Raw genomic sequence first — 22,089 nt, 5'->3', positions numbered from 1 at the left:
GCTATGGGGACTGGGCGTTCATTCGACCGGTTCACTTCCGAGCGCTTCGAGGAACGAACGCGCCCAGCGGTCGACGTCATGGGTGAGGACTTGGCGACGCAGCGCGCGCATCCGGCGCCTGCCCTCGGCGGGGTCGAGCGTAATGGCAGCCAGCAGTGCGTTCTTCACCCCGTCCAGATCATGCGGGTTGACCAGGAACGCGCTGGTCAGCTCGGCGGCGGCGCCGGCGAACTCGGACAGCACCAGCGCGCCGCCGAGGTCATGCCTGCACGCCACGTACTCCTTACAGACCAGGTTCATCCCGTCACGCAAGGGCGTCACCACCATCACGTCGGCCGCCGAGAAGAACGCCGCGAGCTCCGTCCGGTCCACCGATTGGTGCAAATAGTGCACAACGGGATGACCGACCCTGGCGAACTCGCCGTTGATCCGGCCGACCATCTGCTCGATGTCCGCGCGCATCCGCTGATAATGCTCAACCCGCTCGCGGCTCGGGGTCGCCAGCTGGACGAATGTCACGTCCTCCGGCTTGACCCTGCCCTCGTGCAGCAGCTCGTGCAGCGCCTGAAGCCGCAGGTCGATGCCCTTCGTGTAGTCGAGCCGGTCGACGCCGAGCAGCACGGTCTTGGGATTTCCCAGGTCACGGCGCACCTGCGCGGCCCGGTCGGCCACCCCTTTTGTCCTGGCGAGTGTGTCAAGTCCGGCCGCGTCGATGGAGATCGGGAACGCGCCGACGCGCACCGTCCGGTCACCGACCTGGACCATGCCGGGCCTGGACCTGACGCCGACCGCGCCGCGGCTCGGCTCCAGCCCGATCAGCTGCCTGGCCAGCCACAGGAAGTTCTGCGCGCCGCCGGGCCGGTGGAAGCCGACCAGGTCGGCGCCGATCAGCCCGCGCACGATCTCCGCGCGCCACGGCAGCTGCATGAACAGCTCGACCGGCGGGAACGGGATGTGCAGGAAGAAGCCGATCCGCAGGTCGGGCCGCAGTTCGCGGAGCATGGTCGGCACCAGCTGCAGCTGGTAGTCCTGGATCCACACGATCGCGCCGTGCCCGGCGACCTTGGCGCTGGCCTCGGCGAACCGCCGGTTCACCTTGACGTAGCTGTCCCACCAGCTGCGATCGAACACCGGCCGCTCGACCACGTCGTGGTACAGCGGCCACAGCGAGGCATTGGAGAAACCCTCGTAGTAGTCACGGACCTCGTCCGAGGACAGGGTCACGGGGTGGAGCACGAGGCCGTCGTCCTCGAACTCGTTGACCTCCACATCGGGCACGCCCGGCCAGCCCACCCACGCGCCTTTGCGAGATCGCAGGAAGGGTTCGAGCGCCGAGACGAGCCCGCCGGGGCTCGCCGTCCAGCGCTGGGTTCCGTCGGAAGAACGTTCGAGGTCGACCGGCAGCCGGTTGGCCACCACGACGAACTCGGCGCCGGCCGGGTTGCCCGGCGCGGAACTGATCTGAGTCACTCCGGCTGCTCCCTCTTCGAGATCGCGGCTGAAAGAAAACCCTAGCGCGCCCGCGGCCCCTACCCCCGAAGTCAGGGGCTACTCCAGGCGCCGCTTCGACGGCCGCAGCGGCCCCGCCATCCGGGGCCCGGACAGCTTGCGCTCCAGCCTGCCGAGCCCGGTACGCACCGGCTGCGCCAGGTATTCACCGAGCACCACACCCGCTGCCAGGGCAAGTCCGATCGCGACGGCCGTCATCAGCGTGGAGATGTTGCCGCTGCGCTCGACGCCGATCTGGTACAGCCCGCGGTAGGTGGACAGACCGGGCAGCAGCGGAGTGATCCCGGACACGGCCACGACCAGCGGGGTGACCTTGAGCCGCCGCGCGAGCACGCCACCGCAGAAGCCGACCAGCGTCGCCGCGATCGCGGACGCGCTGATGTTGTCGATCATCGCCAGGGTGAGCGCGCCGTAGACGGCGGCGCCGATCGTGCCGGCCGCCGCGCCGACGAGCAGCGCACGCACGGTCGCGTAGGACGCCAGTGCGAAGCAGGCGGACGCGCCCGCGCCGCCGAGCACGACGATCGGCAGCTGCTGCGGGGTCGTCACGAGGTCCGCCGGCAGCGCGGTGCGTTGCAGCCCGAGCAACACGGCGATCTTCAGCCCGAGCACGACGCCCGCGATCAGCCCGGCACTCATCAGCACCGTCTCCGTGGTGCGCCCGGCCGCGGTCACGTTGAACCCGGTGATCGCGTCCTGCACCGCCGAGACGGTCGACAGCCCGGACAGGAGCACGGTGATCGCCGCCGCGATCACCAGCGTCGGCCGGTCGGTGGTGAGCAGCCCGGAGCTGACCGCGGCGATCGCGGCCAGTGTCGCGAGCAGGCCGCCGACCACCTGCTGGAAGAAGAACGGCAGCGCGTACCGGTTGAGCATCCTGCCGACCCGGTCGATCACCGCGCTGATCACCATGCCGACGACCGCGATGTCCAGCCCGCCGCCGAGCAGCAGGGTCACGAAGAACGCCACGCCACCCCAGGCCACGGTGGCCACCCAGCGCGGGTACGGGTGCGGCGCGCCGGTGATGTTCTGCAGCTCGATCTGCGCCTCCTCGGCGCTGACGTTGCCCCGGGTGATCTGCTGGACCAGCCGTTCCGTTTCGGACAGCCGCGTGTAGTCGAGCCCGCGCGAGCGGACCACGCGCAGCGCGGTCACCGGCGCGAGATCGGTGCCACGGTGGCAGGTCACGGTGATCGACGTGAAGATGACGTCCACTTCGCAGTACGGCAGCCCGAGCGCGGAGGTCAGCGCGAGGATGGTCGCGGTGACGTCCGAAGCGCCCGCGCCGCTGGACATCTGGACTTCACCGATGCGCAAGGAAAGGTCGAGCACGAAGTTCACGGTCGTGTCATCGGGAACCTGGGGGCCGAGCGCGGCTTCGGCGTCGCCGGAGGGCCGCTGCCCGGTCGGCGCTTCCAGAATCTGCCAGGCACGCCTGCGTACCGACCGCTTCGTGCGTTGATTGAGCTTGGCCATCTCCACCCCTTTCATCAGGTTTCCCGCTTGACCATCGACCGGTCGACCGTGAGCGTTGCAACACCGCGGACGTGTCTTCCGCCACTTGAGCAAGATCCCACTGACGGGTGTAAACAGTCGCCCGTCCGGCGGTCAGCGCGGGCGCCGACTGTCCACAATGGCCATTATCGGCCCGATTGGTACCGGTTCGAGTGCCTTGTCGTCATGCGCGCGCGAACCGGACTCACGGTGGTAATTGGCTGCAGGAGGCCAGTGTTGAGGAAGGCACTCGGGTTCGCGCTCGCGGTCGCCCTGGTAGGCGGCGGGACGGTCTTCGTCTCGTCCACGCCTCAGGCGGCCGCTGATCCGGCGGATGGAACTCTCAAGGTGCGCGTCATTCGTGACGTCAACGGTAACGGTTCCTACGAGGCCGCGCTCGAAGTCGGCGTCGCGGGCATCGGGGTGACCGTGACCGCGCCGACCGGGGCGACCGCCACCGGGACCACCGGAGCCGACGGCACGGTCACCGTCGACACCAAGGCGCTGCCCACCGGCAAGTACCGCGTGGACACCAAGATCCCGGACTCGATGTCCTACCTGAAGCCGGCGCCGGCCGGTAAGGGCCTGTCCACGCTGACCTCCTTCGCGGACGTGTCGGGTGGCAAGGCGGTCGAGCTGACGGTCGGTGTCTGGAACCCGTCGGACTACTGCCAGGCCAACCCGACGCTGATCACCGGCTGCCAGCGCGGCGCGCGCAAGCAGGACGGCAGCAGCAACCTCTCACCGGGCGCCCGCTCGCTGGTGACGTTCCCGTTCAACCAGCGCGGCACGGACTCCCCGAAGCAGCTCGCCAAGCAGGGCGATACCGGGACCGTCTACGGCATCGCCTACCGCAAGGACGACAAGCGCGTCTTCTCCGGCGCGTTCGCCAAGCGGCTCGCGGAGTACGGGCCGAAGGGCCAGGGCGCGATCTACGTGACCACGCCCGCCGGTGCCACCAGCCTGTTCGCCACGGTACCCAACGCGGGCACCACCGCGCACTCGATGAGCAAGGACTTCGACGGTCCGTTCTTCGGCGTGCCTGGCAAGCAGGCGCTCGGTGACCTCGACATCAGCGAAGACGGCAGCACTCTCTACGCCATCAACCTGAACGACAAGAAGCTGTACACCTTCGACGCGACCGGTGCCACGGCGGCCGCGCCCAAGGGTTCGTTCGCGATCCCGGCGACGGCCTGTGGCAACGCGGCCGACTGGCGTCCTGGCGCGCTCGGCGTGCGTGACGGCAAGGTCTACGTCGGTGGTGTCTGCTCGGCGCAGTCGTCGAAGAAGCGCTCGGACCTCAAGGCCGTCGTCATGACGTTCGACGGCGCCGCGTTCAGCGCCCCGGTGCTGACCAAGACGCTGGACTTCATCCGCGGCCAGGCCAAGGAGACCAGGGACAACTCGAACGTCTGGTACCCGTGGAGCGACGTCTGGGCCGACTCGGGTCAGCTGGACCTGCGGCACCAGACCTACCCGTCGCCGTTCCTGACCGACATCGGCATCGAGTCCAACGGCGACCTGGTGCTCGACTTCCGCGACCGGTACGGCGACCAGGGCGGGTACAAGATCCCGGCGCCGGACGGCAGCGGCGACACGTTCGAGACCATGTCCGGCGGTGACATCAACCGCGCCTGTCTCTCCGGAGGCACGTACGTCTGGGAAGGCACGGGTTCCTGCGCCAACAACCACAAGAACGACAACGGCGGCGGTCAGCCCGCGAACGTCGTCGAGTTCTACCCCGGTGAGTACTTCGCGAACAGCGCCGGGCTCGGCCAGCACCTCGAGACTTCGCAGGGCGCGCTCGCCATGGTGTACGGCGAGACCCGCATCCCCGCCATCGTGATGGACCCGACCAACGTGCGCTCGGGTGGTGTCGGCTGGTTCGACCGGACGACCGGTCTCATGCAGAACAAGGACCACACGAACTCCTACCGCATCGAAGACCTCGATTCCGAGGACAACGGTGAGCAGTGGGGCAAGGCGAACGGTCTCGCCGACCTCGAGGCGCTGTGTGACCTCGCGCCGGTGCAGATCGGTAACCGCGTCTGGTTCGACACCGACGCCGATGGTGTCCAGGACGGCGACGAGCCGCCGGTGCCGGGCGTCAAGGTGACCGCGACCCCGTGTGCGGGCGGCGCGGCGCTGCCGGTGAAGACCACCGACGCCAAGGGCGAGTACTACTTCGGCACGGCCGACGGTCTCAAGGCCGACACTTGCTACAACGTGAAGTTCGACTACGCGGCCGCCGACACGAGCAAGCTTCCCGGTGCTCCCGCGGCGGCGACGTTGAACTGGACCGCGAAGGAAGCGGGCGCCGACCGGTGCATCGATTCCAATGTGGACCCGGCGACCAGTCAGGCGCAGGTGACCGTCGGCAAGGCCGGTTCGGTCGACCACTGTGTCGACGGCGGCTTGACGGTCAAGCAGACCAACAAGCTCGGTGACTTCGTCTGGAATGACAAGAACGCCAACGGTTTGCAGGACCCGGACGAGCCGGGCGTGCCCGGGGTCAAGGTCACGCTGAAGGACGGCGCGGGCAAGGACCTGGGCAGCACCAACACCGGCCCTGACGGCAAGTACGTGTTCGACAAGCTGCCGGACGGCACCTACCAGGTGTGCTTCGACGTGGCGAACCTTCCGGACGCGGTCAAGGGCTACAAGCCGACCAAACCGGACGCCGGGGACGACACGAAGGACTCCGACGCCGACGCGACCGGGTGCACCAAGACGACGGTGCTCGGTCCGGACAAACGCGACGATCCGACGCTGGACCTGGGTCTGGTCGCGCCGACCAACAAGCTGGGCGACTTCGTCTGGAACGACAAGAACGCCAACGGTTTGCAGGACGACGGCGAGCCGGGTGTCCCGGGTGTCAAGGCGACGCTGAAGGACGGCGCCGGTGCGGTGAAGGGCACCACGACCACCGGTCCTGACGGCAAGTACCTCTTCGACAACCTGCCAGACGGCACGTATCAGGTGTGCTTCGACGTGGCGAACCTGCCCGACGCGGTGAAGGGCTATGTCCTCACCAAGGTCGACGCCGGCGACGACACGAAGGACTCCGACGCGGCGCTCGACACGGGCTGCACGAAGACGACCACGCTGGGCCCGGACAAGCGTGAAGACCTCACGCTCGACGCCGGTCTGGTCTCCGCGCAGAACAAGCTCGGCGACTACGTGTGGCTCGACACCAACTCCGACGGCGTCCAGGACGCCGATGAGAAGGGTGTCCCCGACGTCGTCGTGAAGCTGAAGGACGGCACGGGCAAGGAGCTGGGCACCACCAAGACGGGCCCGGACGGCAAGTACCTGTTCGACAAGCTGCCCGACGGCACGTACCAGGTCTGCTTCGACACGGTGAACCTGCCGGAAGCGGTCAAGGGCTACCAGCTGACCAAGGAAGGCGCGGGCTCGGACGACGGCAAGGACTCCGACGCCAGCCCGACCACCGGCTGCACGCCGACCACGGTGCTGGGCCCGGACAAGCGTGAAGACCTCACGCTCGACGCCGGTCTCGTCGCTCCGGTGGTGCCGAAGAACAAGCTCGGTGACTACGTCTGGATCGACACCAACCGCAACGGCCTGCAGGACGACGGCGAGCCGCCGGTCAACGGCGTCAAGGTGACGCTGAAGGACGGCACGGGCAAGGACCTCGGCACCACGACCACCGGCGCCGACGGCAAGTACGGCTTCGGTGACCTGCCGGACGGCACGTACCAGGTGTGCTTCGACATCGCGAACATGCCGGGCTACAAGTTCACCGCGCCGAACAAGGGCGACGTGGCCAAGGACTCCGACGCCGACCCGGCGACCGGCTGCTCCAAGACCACGACGCTGGGCGCGGACAAGCGTGAGGACATCACGCTGGACGCCGGCCTCGTGTCGCCGCTGAACAAGCTCGGCGACTACGTGTGGATCGACAAGAACCGCAACGGTCTGCAGGACGACGGCGAGCCGGGTGTCGAGGGCGTCACCGCGACGTTGAAGGACGGCACGGGCGCGGTCAAGGGCACCACCAAGACCGACGCGTCCGGGAAGTACGGCTTCGGCGATCTGCCCGACGGCACGTACCAGGTGTGCTTCGACGTGAAGAACCTGCCTGCCGCGGTCGCGGGTTACTCGCTGACCAAGGTCGACGCGGGTGACGACGCGAAGGACTCCGACGCGGACCTGACCACGGGCTGCACCAAGACCACGGTCCTGGGCCCGGACAAGCGTGAGGACCTCACGCTGGACGCCGGTCTGGTGTCGCCGTTGAACAAGCTCGGTGACTTCGTCTGGATCGACAAGAACGCCAACGGTTTGCAGGACGACGGCGAGCCGGGTGTCGAGGGCGTCAGCGCCGTTTTGAAGGACGGCGCGGGCAAGCAGCTCGGCAAGACCACGACCGACGCGTCCGGGAAGTACGGCTTCGGTGACCTGCCGGATGGCACCTACCAGGTGTGCTTCGACATGGCCGCCCTGCCTGCCGCGGTCGCGGGCTACACGTTGACCAAGGTCGACGCGGGTGACGACGCCAAGGACTCGGACGCCGACCCGGCGACCGGATGCACCAAGACGACTGTTCTGGGTCCGGACAAGCGTGAAGACCTCACGCTGGACGCGGGCCTGGTCGAGCCGGTCAAGCCGCTGAACAAGCTCGGCGACTTCGTCTGGATCGACAAGAACGCCAACGGCATCCAGGACGACGGCGAGCCCGGCGTCGAGGGTGTGACCGCGACGTTGAAGGACGGCACCGGCAAGGACTTGGGCACCACCAAGACCGACGCCGCGGGTAAGTACGGCTTCGGTGACCTGCCGGACGGCACTTACCAGGTGTGCTTCGACTTCGCGAACATGCCGGAGGCGGTCAAGGGCTACAGCCCGACCACGCCGAACCAGGGCGACCCCGCGAAGGACTCCGACGCGGACCCGTCGACCGGCTGCACCAAGACGACCGTGCTGGACGCGGACAAGCGTGAGGACCTCACGCTGGACGCGGGCCTGATCGCTCCGCCGCCGCCCGCGCTGAACAAGCTCGGCGACTACGTGTGGATCGACAAGAACAAGAACGGTCTGCAGGACGACGGCGAGCCCGGCGTCAAGGGCGTCGAGGTCGCGCTGAAGAACGCCGCCGGCGGGGAGGTCTCCACCACCCTGACCGACGACAACGGCAAGTACCTCTTCGACAAGCTGCCCGACGGCACGTACTCGGTGTGCTTCGACGTGAAGAACCTGCCCGCCGCGGTCGCGGGGTACACCCTGACCAAGGTCGACGCCGGCGACGACGCGAAGGACTCCGACGCGGCGCTCGACACGGGCTGCACCAAGACGACCGTGCTGGGTCCGGACAAGCGTGAGGACCTCACGCTCGACGCCGGTCTGATCGAGCCGGTCAAGGTGCTGAACAAGCTCGGCGACTACGTGTGGATCGACAAGAACGACAACGGTCTGCAGGACGACGGCGAGCCGGGTGTCGAAGGCGTCACCGCGACGCTGAAGGACGGCGCGGGCAAGGACTTGGGCACCACCAAGACCGACGCCTCGGGTAAGTACGGCTTCGGCGACCTGCCGGACGGTACGTACCAGGTGTGCTTCGACGTCAAGAACCTGCCTGCCGCGGTCGCGGGGTACACCCTGACCAAGGTCGACGCCGGTGACGACGCCAAGGACTCCGACGCCGACCTGACCACGGGCTGCACCAAGACGACGACGCTGGGCCCGGACAAGCGTGAAGACCTCACGCTGGACGCCGGTCTGGTCGCGCCGCCGGTCGGTGCGTTCAAGCTGGGCGACTTCGTCTGGATCGACAAGAACGCCAATGGCCTGCAGGACGACGGAGAGCCCGGTGTCCCGGGTGTCACCGCGGTGCTGAAGGACGGCGACGGCAAGGAGATCGGCTCGACGAAGACCGGGCCGGACGGCAAGTACCTGTTCGACAAGCTGCCGGACGGCACCTACCAGGTGTGCTTCGACATCGCGAACATGCCGGAGGCGGTCAAGGGCTACACCCTGACCAAGGTCGACGCGGGTGACGACGCCAAGGACTCCGACGCCGACCCGACGACCGGGTGCACCAAGCCGGTCAAGCTCGGCCCGGACAACCTGACGCTCGACGCCGGTCTGGTCGAGCCGGAGAAGCCGGTCTTCAAGATCGGTGACACGGTGTGGGTCGACACCAACGGCAACGGCCTGCAGGATCCGGGCGAGCCGGGTGTCAACGGCTTCACCGTCACCTTGAAGACCCCGGACGGCGACAAGAAGACGACCACCGACACCGACGGCAAGTACGTGTTCGCGAACCTGCCCGCGGGTGAGTACACGGTGTGCTTCGACTTCAAGAACATGCCGGAAGCGGTCAAGGGGTACACCCCGGCCAAGCCCGACGCCGGTGACGACGCGAAGGACTCGGACGCCGATCCGTCGACCGGATGCACGAAGCCGGTGAAGCTGGGTCCGGACAACCTGACCGTGGACGCCGGTCTGGTCCCGCCGGTCAAGCCGGAGCCGAACAAGATCGGTGACTTCGTCTGGAACGACAAGAACGGCAACGGGATCCAGGATCCCGACGAGCCGGGTGTTCCGGGTGTCGGTGTGGTGCTGAAGGACCCCGGCGGCAAGGAGGTCACCAAGACCACCACCGGCCCTGACGGCAAGTACCTGTTCCCGCAGGTTCCGGACGGCACGTACACGGTGTGCTTCGACATCAAGAACATGCCCGAGGCCGTGAAGGGGTACATCCCGACCGACCCGGGTAAGGGCGACGCGGGCAAGGACTCCGACGCCGATCCGTCGACCGGGTGCTCCAAGCCGGTCACGGTGGGCCCGAACAAGCGCGAAGACCTCACCATCGACCTCGGTGTGGTCAAGCCGACCAACAAGATCGGTGACTTCGTGTGGCTGGACAAGAACGACAACGGCATCCAGGACCCGGGCGAGCCCGGCGTCAAGGACGTCACCGTGGTTCTTAAGGACAAGGACGGCAAGGAGATCTCGAAGACCACCACCGGTCCTGACGGCAAGTACTTGTTCCCCAAGCTGCCCGACGGCACGTACATGGTGTGCTTCGACATCAAGAACCTGCCAGGGGAGTACAAGGAGTACGGACTGACCGCGCCGAACCGTGGCGAGGCCGGGAAGAACTCCGCAGCCGACCAGTCCACCGGCTGCACCAAGACCGTGACGCTCGGCCCGGACAAGCGTGAAGACCTCACGCTGGACGCAGGACTGCTCGGCGGTCACGAGGAACCGCAAGCACCCGGCACCCCGGGTAACCCGAAGGGGCCGCTGGCGAAGACCGGCTTCAACGCCGTCCTTCCGCTGGGCATCGGCTCCCTGATCCTGCTCGCGGGTATCGCCTTCCTGGTGGTGGCGGCCCGCCGCCGCAAGGAGGACAGCTAAAGGGCTCGTGCGCGTTGCGGGCGGTTCTAACCGCCCGCAACGCGCACAACCCCAGCTAGCCCAAACCAAAGGGGTCGTGAGTGTTTAGGCCGGTTAGAACCGGCCATACCACTCACGACCCCATTTGTGTCAGTGCCGCAAGGTAAGCTGGATACCGGGGGCCGCGGCCCGCCCTCAGCGTTCTCAGGCCCCCAGCGCCCGCTCGGCCGTGAACCCCGGCAGCACGTAGAAAGCCGCCGAGGCCGTGGTCGTCGCGAAGCGCAGCAGCGCGTCCCCGTCCGCCATCCGGTACGCCGTGTTGACGAAGGTCCGCAGTTCACGCTGGAACGAGATGAACAGCAGCCCGCGGTCGTCGCCGCCGTTGTCGTAGTTGTACGACCGCCGCAGCATGGTCGGCACCCCCGCCGACATCGGATGCGCCCAGCGCACATGCGCGTCGGCCGGGATCAGGTACTGCCCGTCCGGGCTCTTCGCGCCCAGGTCGACCTCGTCACCACCCGAGAGCGGACGGCCGTCTTCCTTGCGCCGCCCGAAAACCCGCTCCTGCTCGGCGACCGGCCGCGCGAGGAAGTCCGCGACCCGCAACCGCATCCGCCGCACCACGGCGATCGTCCCGCCGCCGTCGAGCCAGACCTCCCGCGCCGGCTCGGTCGGCCCGACGATGCCGTCGACGAACCCGAGCATGTTCCGCGCCGGTCCGGCCGAAGTGGACGGTCCGCGAAACGCGTTCTGGCGCCACCTCAACGTTCCCCGGCCGAGCACTCCCGAAGTCAGCGATACCGCGAGCGGGTCGTCCCCGCACACCTGCACCAGCAGATCCCCGCCACGCGCGGACGGCGGCACCTGGTCACCGGGGAACTCCGGCAGCTCGCCGACCGCGGAAGCCAGCCGCGGACCGAGCCCGATCGTCACCGTGAGGTCGTCCAGTGGCATCCCGGCCAGCGCCGGATTCCGCCGCAGCGAGCCGATTTCCTTGCCGAGCGCGGCGAGGTCCAGGTCCGCGACGTCCCACACCGAGACGTCGCAATGCCGTTGCGCGGGCGTGACGACACCCGCCTGGTGCGCACCGTACGGGTCCACGACGGTGGAGGCCGACGGCGCGGCGGCGCACCCGGCGGCGAGCGCCGCGGTTCCCGCTCCGAGCAGCAGGTGACGCCGCGAGATCGCATTCACATTCGTATTCTGCACACCGCTTCGGCGCTACCCAACCGGGCGACGGGAAATCCCTATTTCGGGTGACACTGCTGGCCGAGATGGCGGCTTTGGCGTAGCGAAGACCTACTGTCCTTGCTCGTGCGTCGCAAACTTTGCCTGGTGCTGGCCCTCGTGCTGAGCACCGTCTCCTGTGCAGGCACCCAGGTGCGCCCCGACTCCGGCACGATCCGGGTGCCGCAGAACGCGAAGACCATCACCGAGGCCGTCGACGCCGCCCGCGACGGTGACCTCATCCTGGTCGATCCGGGCGTGTACAAGGAATCCGTCCGCATCAAGGCCCCCAACGTGACCCTGCGCGGCACGAAACGCGGCGGCGTGGTCATCGACGGCGAGGTCCGCCGCGCGAACGGCATCGTGGTCACCGCGGCGGGCGTCAGCGTCGAGAACCTGACCGTGCGCAACCACACGCTCAACGGCGTCCTGTTCACCGGGCTCAGCGACGGCAACGGCGGGCTCGCCAGGGGCAGCGACGGCTACCACAAGCTCGACCCGAACGCTTTCCCGCCACTGCAAGGTTTCCGTGTCTCCTACGTGACCGCGTCCAACAACGCGCTCTACGGCATTTACGCCTTCGACGCCCAGCATGGCGTCATCGAGGACAGCTACGCATCCGGCAGCGCCGACTCCGGGTTCTACGTCGGCCAGTGCAAGCCGTGCGACATCGTCGTCCGCCGCAACGTCGCCGAGCGTAACGCCGTCGGGTACGAGGGCACCAACGCCTCGGGTGACATGTTCGTGCTGGGCAACAGGTTCTCGGGCAACCGTGTCGGCCTGACGTCCAATTCGGACTATCAGGAAGCGTTCGTGCCGCAGGAAAACGCGACCATCGCCGGAAACCTCGTCACCCACAACGCCGAACCCGCGTCGCCCGCACAGGCCGATGGCGCGTTCGGACTGGGCGTCGGCCTCGCGGGCGGACGCGGGAACACGGTGCTGCGTAACCGAATCAGCGCCAACCCCTCGACCGGTCTCGCACTCGGGTCCAGCGAAGACCTCCCGCCGCAGGGCAACAAGGTCCAGGGAAACGTGATCACCGGCAACGGTGTCGACTTCGCCTACACCGCGTCCACACGTTCTCCTGGCGCCGACAACTGCCTACAGGACAATGAAATCGGCTCGCTGAGGCCCGAAGACCTCAAGTCCTGCGCCACCGGCCCGGGCGTTCCACTGCCGAAGGTCGCCGCCCCGCGTGGCGTGCCGTTCACCGAGGTCGCCCCGCCACCGGCCCAGCCCGATCTGCCGAACGCCGCGACCGCGCCACCGAACCCCGCGCGCGGCCTCCCGGGCAGGTTCGACCTCGCCGCGGTGCTGCTGCCGCCCGAAGACCTGTTCGCCGACCGATCGGCGGTCCGCTCATGAAGCGCGCCATCGCGCTGGTCGCGCTCCTGCTGGCCGGCTGCGCCGACGCGCCGCAGCCCCGCTCACTGTCCACAGGGGAGGCCGAACGGCTCGCGCTGGTCCGGTTCACCAACTACACGGCCAAAAGTGCCAAGTTCCTCGCGGACATCCCCAGCCCAGGCGGCAAGCTGCTGCTGACCGGGCGAGTCGATTTCGTCGACCACCTCGGCTACGCGGCGATGCGCACCGAGGGCCGCGACGACCCGGCCAGCGCGGGCCTGCTGCAGTGGAACCTCAGCAGGCTGGCGTACCTGACGAACCCGGCCACCGAGCCCGTCGACCCGCCGCCGGACGGTGATTGGCAGATCAGGCCGTTCCAGGAGGCCGGTTCCGAGATCGACGGTGCGCTGCGGCTGCTGGTCAACCTGGCGGCCGACCGCCCGGACAACGCCCAGCTGCTGCAGCAGAGTTCGGCGCGCTGGCTGCGTAAGGACAACGTCGGCGGCGTCGGCGTCGACGTGCTCGAAGGCCCGCAGCAGGCAGGCAAAACCCCGTCGGCGGACGGAGCCCGCGTCCGGTATTGGGTGGACGCGGACGGCCGGTTGAAGCGTATCGAAGCGCGGCTCGGCGATCAGCGTGAGTTCGCGAAATTTGACATTTTGGGCACCGCTCCGGCGGTTGCCGTGATCCCGCCGCTGGCCCCATGATCGAGCGCTATGGGGAATTCATCTTTGAGCCGACGCACCGTCCTGCTCGCCGCCGGAGCCACGGTCGCCGTCGCACTGCCAGGTAAGGCCAACGCCGAAACGCCCGCTTTCGCACACGGTGTAGCTTCGGGTGATCCGCTCCCGGATTCCGTGCTGCTGTGGACCCGGCTCACGCCGAGCGCCGACGCGACGCCGGGCTCCGGCCTCGGCCCGTCCGCCGAGGTCGGCTGGGAGGTCGCCGCCGACGCGGGCTTCCGCCGGGTCGTCGCCTGCGGCCGGGTCTGCACCGGACCCGACCGCGACCACACGGTCAAGGTCAGCGCCGACGGCCTGCGCCCGAGCACCGGCTACTTCTACCGCTTCACCTTCCGCGGCCAGTCCTCGCCGGTCGGCCGCACCCGCACCGCGCCCCGGCACAACGCCGCCGTCGACCGCCTGCGCTTCGGCTTCGTGTCCTGCGCGAACTGGCACGTCGGCTACTTCGGCGCCTACCGCTACCTCGCCGAGCGCGAGGACCTCGACGCAGTCATCCACCTCGGCGACTACATCTACGAGATGGCGGGCGACGCGACGGCGTTGCGCCAGAGCCTGCCGCCCCACGAGCTCGAGACGCTCGCCGACTATCGCCAGCGCCACGCGCTGTACAAGACGGACCCGCACGTCCAGCGCATGCACGCCCGGCACCCGATGATCGCCACCTGGGACGACCACGAAGCCGCCGACAACGCCTGGTCAGGCGGGTCGACCTCCCACGACCCCGCGACCGAGGGCGACTGGGCCGTCCGCAAGGCCGCCGCGCACCGCGCCTACTTCGAGTGGATGCCGGTCCGCAACGCGGGCGAGCGCCTCTACCGCCGCCTGCGCTTCGGCAAGCTCGCCGACCTGACGATGCTCGACCTGCGCAGCTACCGCACCGAGCAGCCGAAGGCGCCCGGCGACAACCCCGAGGGCACCATCCTCGGCGCCGAGCAGCGCGAATGGTTCATCGACGGTCTCGTGCACAGCCACGCGACCTGGCGCCTGGTCGGCAACTCGGTGATGATCAGCCCGCTCAAGCTGCCCGCACTGCCCGATCCACGCGCCGCCACCGCACTGCACACCTTGCTCGCCGACCAGCCGCGGCTGCCGACCGCCGACACGGACATCTGGGACGGCTACCTCGCCGACCGCACCCGGGTACTGAACACGCTCGACGCGCACGGCATCACCGACACGGTCTTCCTGACCGGCGACATCCACACCTCATGGGCCAGCAACGTCCCGCTCGACTCCGGCCGCTCGGTGGCCACCGAGTTCGTCTGCACCTCGGTCACCTCGGACAACTTCGACGAGCTGTTCAAGGTCCCGCCGCGCACGGTCTCACTCGCCATCGAAGCCGAGCTCCGCAAGCTCAACCCGCACGTCCAGTACGTGGAGCTCGACTCACACGGACCCTGCGTGCTCGAGGTGACACCCGCCGCGACCCAAGTGGACTGGTACTACCTGCTCGACAAGAAGAACCCGGACTCGGCGCTGCGCCACGGCGCGTCCTACAAGACCTTGCTCGGAGACGCCCACGTCCAGGCGACAACACCCCTCGATATACTGGATGCGATCACGCCGGTATAGCTCAGTTGGTAGAGCACCTGTCTTGTAAACAGGAGGTCAGGGGTTCGAGGCCCCTTGCCGGCTCCGCTTACGGGTGGCCTGTGCCTGCGGAAGGCGCAGGCCATTGTGCGCTCCGCGTGTCTTGTGGGGGTCGAACCCCCACACCCCCGCCGGGGGCTGCGCCCCCGGACCCCGCAGCCGGTGGGTCGCCCTGCTGGATGAAGCTTGCTCGGCGAGACGCTTGAGCAACACCGGGGCTTCGTCCACATACGAAGCACCCGGAGAGTCCACATACGAAGCGCTCCCGCATCGCCACGATGCGGGAGCTCTTTGCTACCAGCGCTTGCGCTTGGCCGGCTTGGTGTCCTCGTGAGGCGTGAAGCTCGGCCACTCGCCGGCGCCGCCCAGCAGGTCGTCCAGGGTCACCGGGGCCTTGCGGCCCCTGGCCTGCTGATCGTTTTGCGCTCGTGTGGGTGACTCTTCGTCTGGCTTTTCGCCGAGACCTGCCTGTACAGTCACGGACGTTCTCTACCTTTCTGGTTAACCGCAAAGAGGCAGTGGACAATCACGCGGCCCTCTGTGTCAGCAGGGGGCCGCGTACTGCGTTCCCCGGGGTAAAGGCGCTACCCCGATCAGCCCATGATGGCGAAGATCGTCCTATGCCAAGCGAATAAGTGATGGGTTCAGCGGCGAGCGGTACGCCTCGGTCGTTAAACGGCCGGGTGAGGTTCGTTGGTAACGGATTGTCACACCGGGGTCTCGGTGGCTGAACCACGTTCAACGGCGCTGCTTCGCACTTCCGGGCAGCCGGTCGCCTGCTCGGCGGTACCCGATCGGCCGGACTCGTCGCAGCTCAGGATGGGTGCGGACGGGCGTCGGAGTGGTGTTGTGCCGGGCCGATCACGGGTATTCGATCGAGGGGCCGAAATATCTTAACCCGCCCGAGTGGCCGGGCAAGATGCTCACTATCCGTTCACCCGATCGAGTGACGCGAGTGCCCGTTTCGACCGGATACCCACCCTGGGTCGTACCGCCGCCACGGACGTGCCATAGCGATTCCGGCGCAATTAAGAATCGCGTTCGCATAACAACGGGAAAGCAATTCGAAAAATGAATCCGCCCGGCCAGGTAAATAATTGACCTGCCCGCGTGTTTCATGGTTGCCGGGGCCGTCGTCGTTGCCCCTTGTGAGTGATCTCGCACGGATGTAACGAGGGGTCCCCCTCTGGCGATCACCTGACCAGGTGCGCATCCAGGTGAGATGGCTACAGGTGGCCACGGATCCTGGGTAGAGTGTCACCTAGAAGGGGTGTGTTGGGTTAGAGGGTGACACCGGTTCCTGGGGTGACAAAGAGCCAGGTGTTCCTCACAATTCGTTAGCTCTTCTTCGGTGCTGGGTGAATACGTTTTTGCTCAATCGATTCGAATCCTTACTAGGAGCTTGGCTGTGACGACGACGCTCAGTTTCATCGCGCACCAGGACGACGACCTGCTCTTCATGAACCCGGATATCGCCTCGGACATCCAGGCGGGCTCCGAGGTCTGGGTCGTCTACCTGACCGCGGGTGACGTGGGGCCGCCCGACGCCGCACATCCCAACCGCAAGGTCTGGGGCGCCGACTACGCGGACCTGCGTATCCAGGGCGTGCGCGACGCTTATGCCCGCGCGGCGAAGGTCGCGAACTCCTGGGAGTACGCGCCGATCTGGGTCGACGGCAGGCAGATCGCGACCAACACGCTGAACGGCGTCAACCTGCGACTGGTGTTCCTCTACATCCACGCGGCCGAGGGCGCCGACAAGGGCGATCTCTACCGGATGCTGGCCAACCCGTCGTTCGTGGCCAACCCGATCGACGGCAGGCCCGGCTACACCAAGGCCCAGTTCCAGTCGATGCTGCACGCGCTGATCGTCAGGGCCGACCCCGACTTCATCCGCACCCAGAGCACCATCGGCCACCGCATGCGCAGGCCGGACAACACCGTCGACCACATCGACCACACCGCGGCCGCGATCCTCACCGCGAACGCGTGCGTCGACGCCAACAACAACACGCTGGTCCGCCGCGACGAGTACCACTGCTACTGCATCCAGGACTGGGAAGACAACGTCTGGGGCTACTGGCGGGACGAGAAGACCGCCATCTGGTCCAAGTACCTGCCGCACGACCCGGAGCTCGGCCCGAGCTCGTGGTTCGAGGTGATGGGGAAGCAGTACCGGCCCACGGACCGCATCTTCGAGCCCGGCACACCTTGGACGCCGCCGCCCGACTATGTGAGCTACTGGGCGTGACGAATCGCGCAGGGTCCCCTCACGATTCGGCTCAGCTTCTTGAGTATCGAGGGGATTCTGCTTTCACTTGTCGAAACAACTCCTGCGGGCCCTGGTAACCCGTCGGATTCAGCCGCTTACTAGGAGCTTGGCCGTGTCGAAGACGATCAGTTTCATCGCACACCAGGACGACGACCTCCTTTTTATGAACCCGGACATCGCCTCTGATGTCCAAGCGGGCTGGGAAGTGTGGATCGTCTATTTGACCGCGGGTGAGGTCGGGTACAAGCCGGGCCGCACGCATTGGGGAATGGATTACGCGGACCTGCGTATCCAGGGCGCGCGTGCCGCGTACGCCCGCGCGGCCAAAGTGGCCAACTCCTGGGAGTACGAGCCGCGCACGTTCGCCGGGCGCCAGCTCGCGACCAACCGTCTCAACGGGACGAACGTGCACCTCGTGTTCACCTTCATCCACGCGGCCGAGGGCGCCGACAACGGCGATCTCTACCGGATGCTGCACAACTCGTCATTCGTCGCCAAGCCGATCGACGGCAGGCCGGGTTACACGAAGTCCCAGTTCCAGGCGATGCTCAAGTCGATCATCACCACGGTGAACCCGGACTTCATCCGCACGCAGAGCACGATCGGGCACCGGGAGATCGACTCGAACGGCAACCCCGACCACATCGATCACATCTCGGGCGCCATCCTCACGGCCAACGCCGCGGTCACCACCGACAAGAAGACGCTGGTCCGGCGGGATGAGTACCAGAACTACATCATCGCCGAATACGAAGAGAACGTCTGGGGCTACTGGCGCGACGAGAAGAGCGCCATCTGGGACCAGTACTGGCCGAAGGACCCGGAGCTGCAGCCGTGGTCGTGGCAGAACGTCATGGGCAGGCAATACCGGCCGGAGGGGCGGATCTTCTTCCCCGGCACGCCGTGGGTGCCGCCGAGCGACTTCTGACACCTGCCGAAAGCGGGATGCCCCTGGACCAGGGGCATCCCGCTTTTCACTGCGCGACGCCGGCCAGCAGCCAGCGGGTGACCGGGATTTCGAACAGCACCCTGCCGATGCCTTCGTACGGTTTCCCGATGTCCCAGCCGTCGTACTTCGCGGCGAACGCGGCGACGATCCGCGCCGGGAAACCGGTGGTGTGAATCGTCGCGGCTCCCTCCGCGACGACGGGCGCCAAGCCGTCCTCCAGTGCCAGCGAGACCCGCGGATCCCGCCTGATGTTGCGGTATTTGACGCTGTGCTCCAGTACGCAGACCCACCAGGCGGTGTCGTACACGAACCACACGGGGGTCAGATGCGGTGACCCGTCCGGCCGTGAGGTGCACAGCCAGGCGTTGTCTTCGCGGTCCAATCGCTTCAGCACGGCTTCGTCCACGGCCGTGATCCTGCAACCTCCAGCGGACTCGAGGTCAACCCTCGAGGAAGACGATCCGTTCCGGTTCGGTGTTGAGCTTGAGCGTCTGGCGCCGCACCTCGACCAGCGTCGCGAACTCCGTCGAGTGACCTTCGGGGACGGTGAACAGCCGGTCGTCGCGGGTGTCGACGTACTCGTGGAACCCGGCGAGCGAGACGCCGCCCGTCTCGTCGAGTCCGAGATAGTCGACCAGGCGGCGGAACAGTTTCGGCATGATCACCTGGGTGTCGCTCAGCTGTTTGCGGCTGCGGAGCCGGAAACCCGCATTCGTCGAGTCATCCGCCCAAAGCCCCGATCCCGCTTCTCGCGCGGCGATGGCCGCGTCCGACAAGGCCTGGCGCAGGTCGACGAAAAGAAGCGAATAGAAAGTGGGGTAGACCAGTCCTTCATTCGTCAGCACGTAGTTCGCCGACGACTTCAGTCCCTTCGCGTCGAGGTACACCGTGCTGCCGTCGACAGAGCGGCCCGGCCGCTGACCGGGGAACGCGAAGGCGACCGCGCGGCCGTATTTGTCGGCGAACTTGGTGAGGATATGACCGGACACCTGGTCCGGCGTCGACGAGGTGACGATGCCCCGTTCGTTGCGCACGACCCTGGTGAAACCCAAGTAGGACAAGAGTCTTTCCGCGGCCGCACCACCCCATTCCGGAGGCTGGTGCCACATTCCGCCGTGATTCTGCGCTTGGTAGTGGGTTTCCAGCGCGTCGATCGCGTCGAGCCGCAACTGCATTCCGCCGCGCGCGTTCAGCCGGACTTTCATGTCCTTCGGTATCGCCGACGGATCATCCGGATAAAAACGTACCGAGTCCCCATCGGGAGAGGCACCGACGATCTGGAACGTTCCTTTGAGCAATGTGAGTGGCATGAATCCACGGTAAGTCGGCCATCGCGGAAGCCAAGGCGATATTCATCCGTCTGGCCCAGTCACAAATTGGTGACTGGGCCAGATCGATGATCAATCGCCGCGAGATCGTCAGCCGAACGCGACCGAAGAGATCTCGTTGTCGAAACCGATGGTCGCGAGATCGAGCACGTCACCGGAAACGACGGCCGAGCGGCCGGTGCAGTTCGCGCCAGACCAGATCTTGATGGTGCCGCTCGCCGACAGGGACGAGGCGACGTCGTCGCGGAAGACGTTCTGGCAGCCCGTTCCGGCGAGTCCCTGCGCGGCGCCGTTTTCGCTGAAGTTCTTGTCGTCGAACAGGATCACGCTGCCGGACGACTTGCCTTTCGGTGCCGCGAAAGCCTGCGCCTGCGCGCCGAGGACGATCGCGGTGGCCGCGACGCCCGCGGCGATGGCGACGAGAGACTTCTTCATGGTGGAACTCCTCCGTGTGTGTGGTTTCGCGGCGGACACCACACACACGGAGGAAGATCCTCATCGGATCAACGCTGTGAGCCGGGTCACTAACTCGGGATCATGAACGACAGGATCGTCGCCTGGAGCAGGGAGATCACGCCGACCACCGCGGTCAGCGCGATCGACCAGAAGAAGGTCTGCCGCAGCAATGAGCCTTCCTTGCCGCTCTGGCCGATGGCCGTCGCGCCGATGGAGAGGTTCTGCGGCGAGATCATCTTGCCCATCACGCCACCGGAGGTGTTGGTGGCGCCGGCGAGCACCGGGTCGATGTGCAGCTGCTGCGCCGAGATGACCTGCATCGGCCCGAACAGGCTGTTCGTCGACGCGTCCGAACCGGTGAGGAACACGCCGAGCCAGCCGATGTAGGCCGAGAACAGCGGGAACAGCACGCCGGTCGTGGCGAGCGCGAGGCCGAGTGTCTGCGTCGCGCCCGAGTAGTTCATCACGAAGGCGATCGCCAGGATCATGAAGATCGTGGCCAGCGCCCAGCGCATCTGGAACAGCGTCTTGCGATAGGTCCGCACCAGAAGACCCGGCCCGGCGCCCATCGCGAATCCCGCGATGATGGCCGCGGTCAGCGCGACCGTGCCCGGCGAGAACAGGAAGTCCACTGTCAGTTTCGCCGCGTACGGGGTGTTCTTCGGGGTGATCGGCGCGTGCTGGATCACCTGGTTGTGCAATCCCGGCCAAGCGAACACCCAGTCGGCCTTGTGCAGCAGCTTCGACAGATCCAGCCACGTGGGCAGGTTCTTGAAGATGGTGCCGATCCGGGAAAGGAAGATCGCCAGGATCAGGATGATGTACGGCATCCAGGCATACAGGGCGCCGCGTTCGGCCTTGGCGGCTCCGACGCTGTGTCCTGAATGCGCTTTCACGGGCTCCTCGCCATCGAACCGCCAGACCGTCTTGGGCTGCCAGAACCGGGTGAGGATCCACAGCGCCGCCATCGCGGCCAGCGCCGCGAGCACGTCGACCAGGCTCGCGCTGATGAAGTTCGACGCCACGAACTGCATGGCGGCGAACGCCAGCCCGGCGGTGAGCACGGCAGGCCAGACCTCGACCATCCGCTTCCACCCGGCGAGCACCACGACCAGGAACGCCGGGACGATCAACGCCAGCAGCGGCAGCTGACGGCCGACCATCGCGGAGTACAGCTCGGTCGCCCGCTCCGGTGACTTGCCGATGATCGGCGCGGTCAGCCTGCCCAGCACGATCAGCGGATTGCCGAGCCCGCCGAACGCCACCGGCGCGGTGTTCGCCAGCAAGGCCAGCACGACCGCCTTCACCGGCGGGAACCCGAGTGCGGCCATCATCGCGGCGGTGATCGCGATCGGCGAGCCGCCGCCCGCGATGCCCTCGAGCAGCGCGCCGAAGCTGAACGCGATCAGCAGTGCCTGCAACCGCCGGTCCTCACTGAACCCGGCGAGCACCGCCTTGATGCTGTCGAACCGTCCGGTCGCGACGGTCACATTGTGGAAATAGACCGCGTGGAAGGCGATCCAGGCGACCGACCACACGCCGAACACCAGGCCCATCGCCGCCGAATCGAACGCGAGCCCGATCGGCATCTTGTACAGCAGCAACGCCATGCCCAGTGCGGTGATCAACGCCAATGCCGCCGACAGGTGCGCCGACCGGCGTAGCACGCCGAGCGACACCAGCAGCACGATGATCGGCAGCGCCGCCAGCAGTGCGGAGATCCACAGTCCGCCCGCCGGTTGATAATCCTGGACCCAGCCCACGATCAACCCCTTTGTCTCGCAGGACGACGGCCTTTACCGTCGTTTTTTG

14 protein-coding genes and 1 tRNA gene are annotated in these 22,089 nt (G+C 67.1%); 7 read left to right on the top strand and 8 right to left on the bottom strand.

The genetic code is table 11. The features are described from left to right. Nucleotides 1–18 precede the first annotated feature (18 nt). Both BLV57_RS09050 and BLV57_RS09045 read right to left on the bottom strand, forming a co-directional pair. Nucleotides 19–1,470: an alpha,alpha-trehalose-phosphate synthase (UDP-forming) gene (locus tag BLV57_RS09050; RefSeq protein ID WP_176968550.1), complete on the bottom strand. Its 1,452-nt coding sequence runs from the start codon at nucleotides 1,468–1,470 to the stop codon at nucleotides 19–21. A gap of 78 nt (nucleotides 1,471–1,548) precedes the next feature. Beyond that, on the bottom strand, nucleotides 1,549–3,000 hold the full coding sequence (locus tag BLV57_RS09045; protein WP_091288198.1) for a threonine/serine exporter family protein: 1,452 nt from the start codon (nucleotides 2,998–3,000) through the stop codon (nucleotides 1,549–1,551). A 240-nt stretch (nucleotides 3,001–3,240) separates the two neighbouring features. Between BLV57_RS09045 and BLV57_RS43910 the strand changes: the two genes are divergently transcribed. After that, nucleotides 3,241–10,386 carry an SdrD B-like domain-containing protein gene (locus BLV57_RS43910; RefSeq protein WP_143047017.1) on the top strand — a complete coding sequence of 2,382 codons (7,146 nt, stop codon included), beginning with the start codon at nucleotides 3,241–3,243 and terminating at the stop codon, nucleotides 10,384–10,386. A gap of 183 nt (nucleotides 10,387–10,569) precedes the next feature. Here the strand turns inward: BLV57_RS43910 and BLV57_RS09035 are convergent, their stop codons facing one another. After that, a complete protein-coding gene (locus tag BLV57_RS09035) occupies nucleotides 10,570–11,559 on the bottom strand; it encodes a Dyp-type peroxidase (RefSeq protein WP_245757230.1) in 990 nt (329 codons plus the stop codon). Nucleotides 11,560–11,679: 120 nt separating this feature from the next. Between BLV57_RS09035 and BLV57_RS09030 the strand changes: the two genes are divergently transcribed. The 4 genes from BLV57_RS09030 (at nucleotide 11,680) to BLV57_RS09015 (ending at nucleotide 15,317) form a co-directional block, all read left to right on the top strand. Further along, complete coding sequence (locus BLV57_RS09030) at nucleotides 11,680–12,960, top strand: right-handed parallel beta-helix repeat-containing protein (RefSeq protein ID WP_245757229.1); 1,281 nt, start codon at nucleotides 11,680–11,682, stop codon at nucleotides 12,958–12,960. Continuing rightward, nucleotides 12,957–13,646, top strand: coding sequence for a hypothetical protein (locus BLV57_RS09025; protein WP_091288196.1), 690 nt, complete (start codon nucleotides 12,957–12,959; stop codon nucleotides 13,644–13,646). The genes BLV57_RS09030 and BLV57_RS09025 overlap by 4 nt, the downstream gene beginning before the upstream one ends. A gap of 24 nt (nucleotides 13,647–13,670) precedes the next feature. Further along, nucleotides 13,671–15,254, top strand: a complete 1,584-nt coding sequence (locus tag BLV57_RS09020; RefSeq protein WP_245757228.1) for an alkaline phosphatase D family protein — start codon at nucleotides 13,671–13,673, stop codon at nucleotides 15,252–15,254. Next, nucleotides 15,245–15,317: transfer RNA gene (locus BLV57_RS09015), tRNA-Thr, on the top strand. Before BLV57_RS09020 ends, BLV57_RS09015 begins: the two co-directional genes overlap by 10 nt. A 249-nt stretch (nucleotides 15,318–15,566) precedes the next feature. Here the strand turns inward: BLV57_RS09015 and BLV57_RS42785 are convergent. Next, the gene (locus BLV57_RS42785) at nucleotides 15,567–15,752 is read right to left on the bottom strand and encodes a hypothetical protein (RefSeq protein ID WP_143047016.1); all 186 of its coding nucleotides are present in this window, start codon (nucleotides 15,750–15,752) and stop codon (nucleotides 15,567–15,569) included. A 928-nt stretch (nucleotides 15,753–16,680) separates the two neighbouring features. Here BLV57_RS42785 and BLV57_RS09010 point away from each other — a divergent pair. Both BLV57_RS09010 and BLV57_RS09005 read left to right on the top strand, forming a co-directional pair. After that, nucleotides 16,681–17,523, top strand: a complete 843-nt coding sequence (locus BLV57_RS09010) for a PIG-L family deacetylase (RefSeq protein ID WP_143047015.1) — start codon at nucleotides 16,681–16,683, stop codon at nucleotides 17,521–17,523. A gap of 133 nt (nucleotides 17,524–17,656) precedes the next feature. Then, entirely contained in the window at nucleotides 17,657–18,472 is an 816-nt protein-coding gene (locus BLV57_RS09005) for a PIG-L family deacetylase (protein ID WP_091288194.1), read from the top strand. Nucleotides 18,473–18,518: 46 nt separating this feature from the next. Here the strand turns inward: BLV57_RS09005 and BLV57_RS09000 are convergent, their stop codons facing one another. The 4 genes from BLV57_RS09000 to BLV57_RS08985 form a co-directional block, all read right to left on the bottom strand. Beyond that, nucleotides 18,519–18,899, bottom strand: a complete 381-nt coding sequence (locus tag BLV57_RS09000) for a pyridoxamine 5'-phosphate oxidase family protein (RefSeq protein ID WP_218134713.1) — start codon at nucleotides 18,897–18,899, stop codon at nucleotides 18,519–18,521. A 34-nt stretch (nucleotides 18,900–18,933) separates the two neighbouring features. Further along, a complete protein-coding gene (locus BLV57_RS08995; protein WP_091288192.1) occupies nucleotides 18,934–19,803 on the bottom strand; it encodes a nuclease in 870 nt (289 codons plus the stop codon). Nucleotides 19,804–19,911: 108 nt separating this feature from the next. Continuing rightward, nucleotides 19,912–20,256 (bottom strand): hypothetical protein, encoded by a 345-nt coding sequence (locus tag BLV57_RS08990; RefSeq protein WP_176968549.1) that lies wholly within the window; start codon nucleotides 20,254–20,256, stop codon nucleotides 19,912–19,914. Between the two features lie 89 nt (nucleotides 20,257–20,345). After that, nucleotides 20,346–22,040 (bottom strand): L-lactate permease, encoded by a 1,695-nt coding sequence (locus tag BLV57_RS08985; protein ID WP_091289035.1) that lies wholly within the window; start codon nucleotides 22,038–22,040, stop codon nucleotides 20,346–20,348. Between the last annotated feature and the right edge of the window lie 49 nt (nucleotides 22,041–22,089).

It is taken from the genome of Amycolatopsis xylanica (assembly GCF_900107045.1).
In the GTDB taxonomy this organism is placed as follows: domain Bacteria; phylum Actinomycetota; class Actinomycetes; order Mycobacteriales; family Pseudonocardiaceae; genus Amycolatopsis; species Amycolatopsis xylanica.
Note: the sequence above shows the minus strand (reverse complement) of the source record. Positions and strands in the feature narration are given on the sequence as shown.

Coding starts and splice junctions, on each gene's coding strand:
- BLV57_RS08995 (WP_091288192.1), bottom strand. CDS start 19,803: ATGCCACTCACATTGCTCAAAGGAACGTTCCAGATCGTCGGTGCCTCT.
- BLV57_RS09025 (WP_091288196.1), top strand. CDS start 12,957: ATGAAGCGCGCCATCGCGCTGGTCGCGCTCCTGCTGGCCGGCTGCGCC.
- BLV57_RS08990 (WP_176968549.1), bottom strand. CDS start 20,256: ATGAAGAAGTCTCTCGTCGCCATCGCCGCGGGCGTCGCGGCCACCGCG.
- BLV57_RS09045 (WP_091288198.1), bottom strand. CDS start 3,000: ATGAAAGGGGTGGAGATGGCCAAGCTCAATCAACGCACGAAGCGGTCG.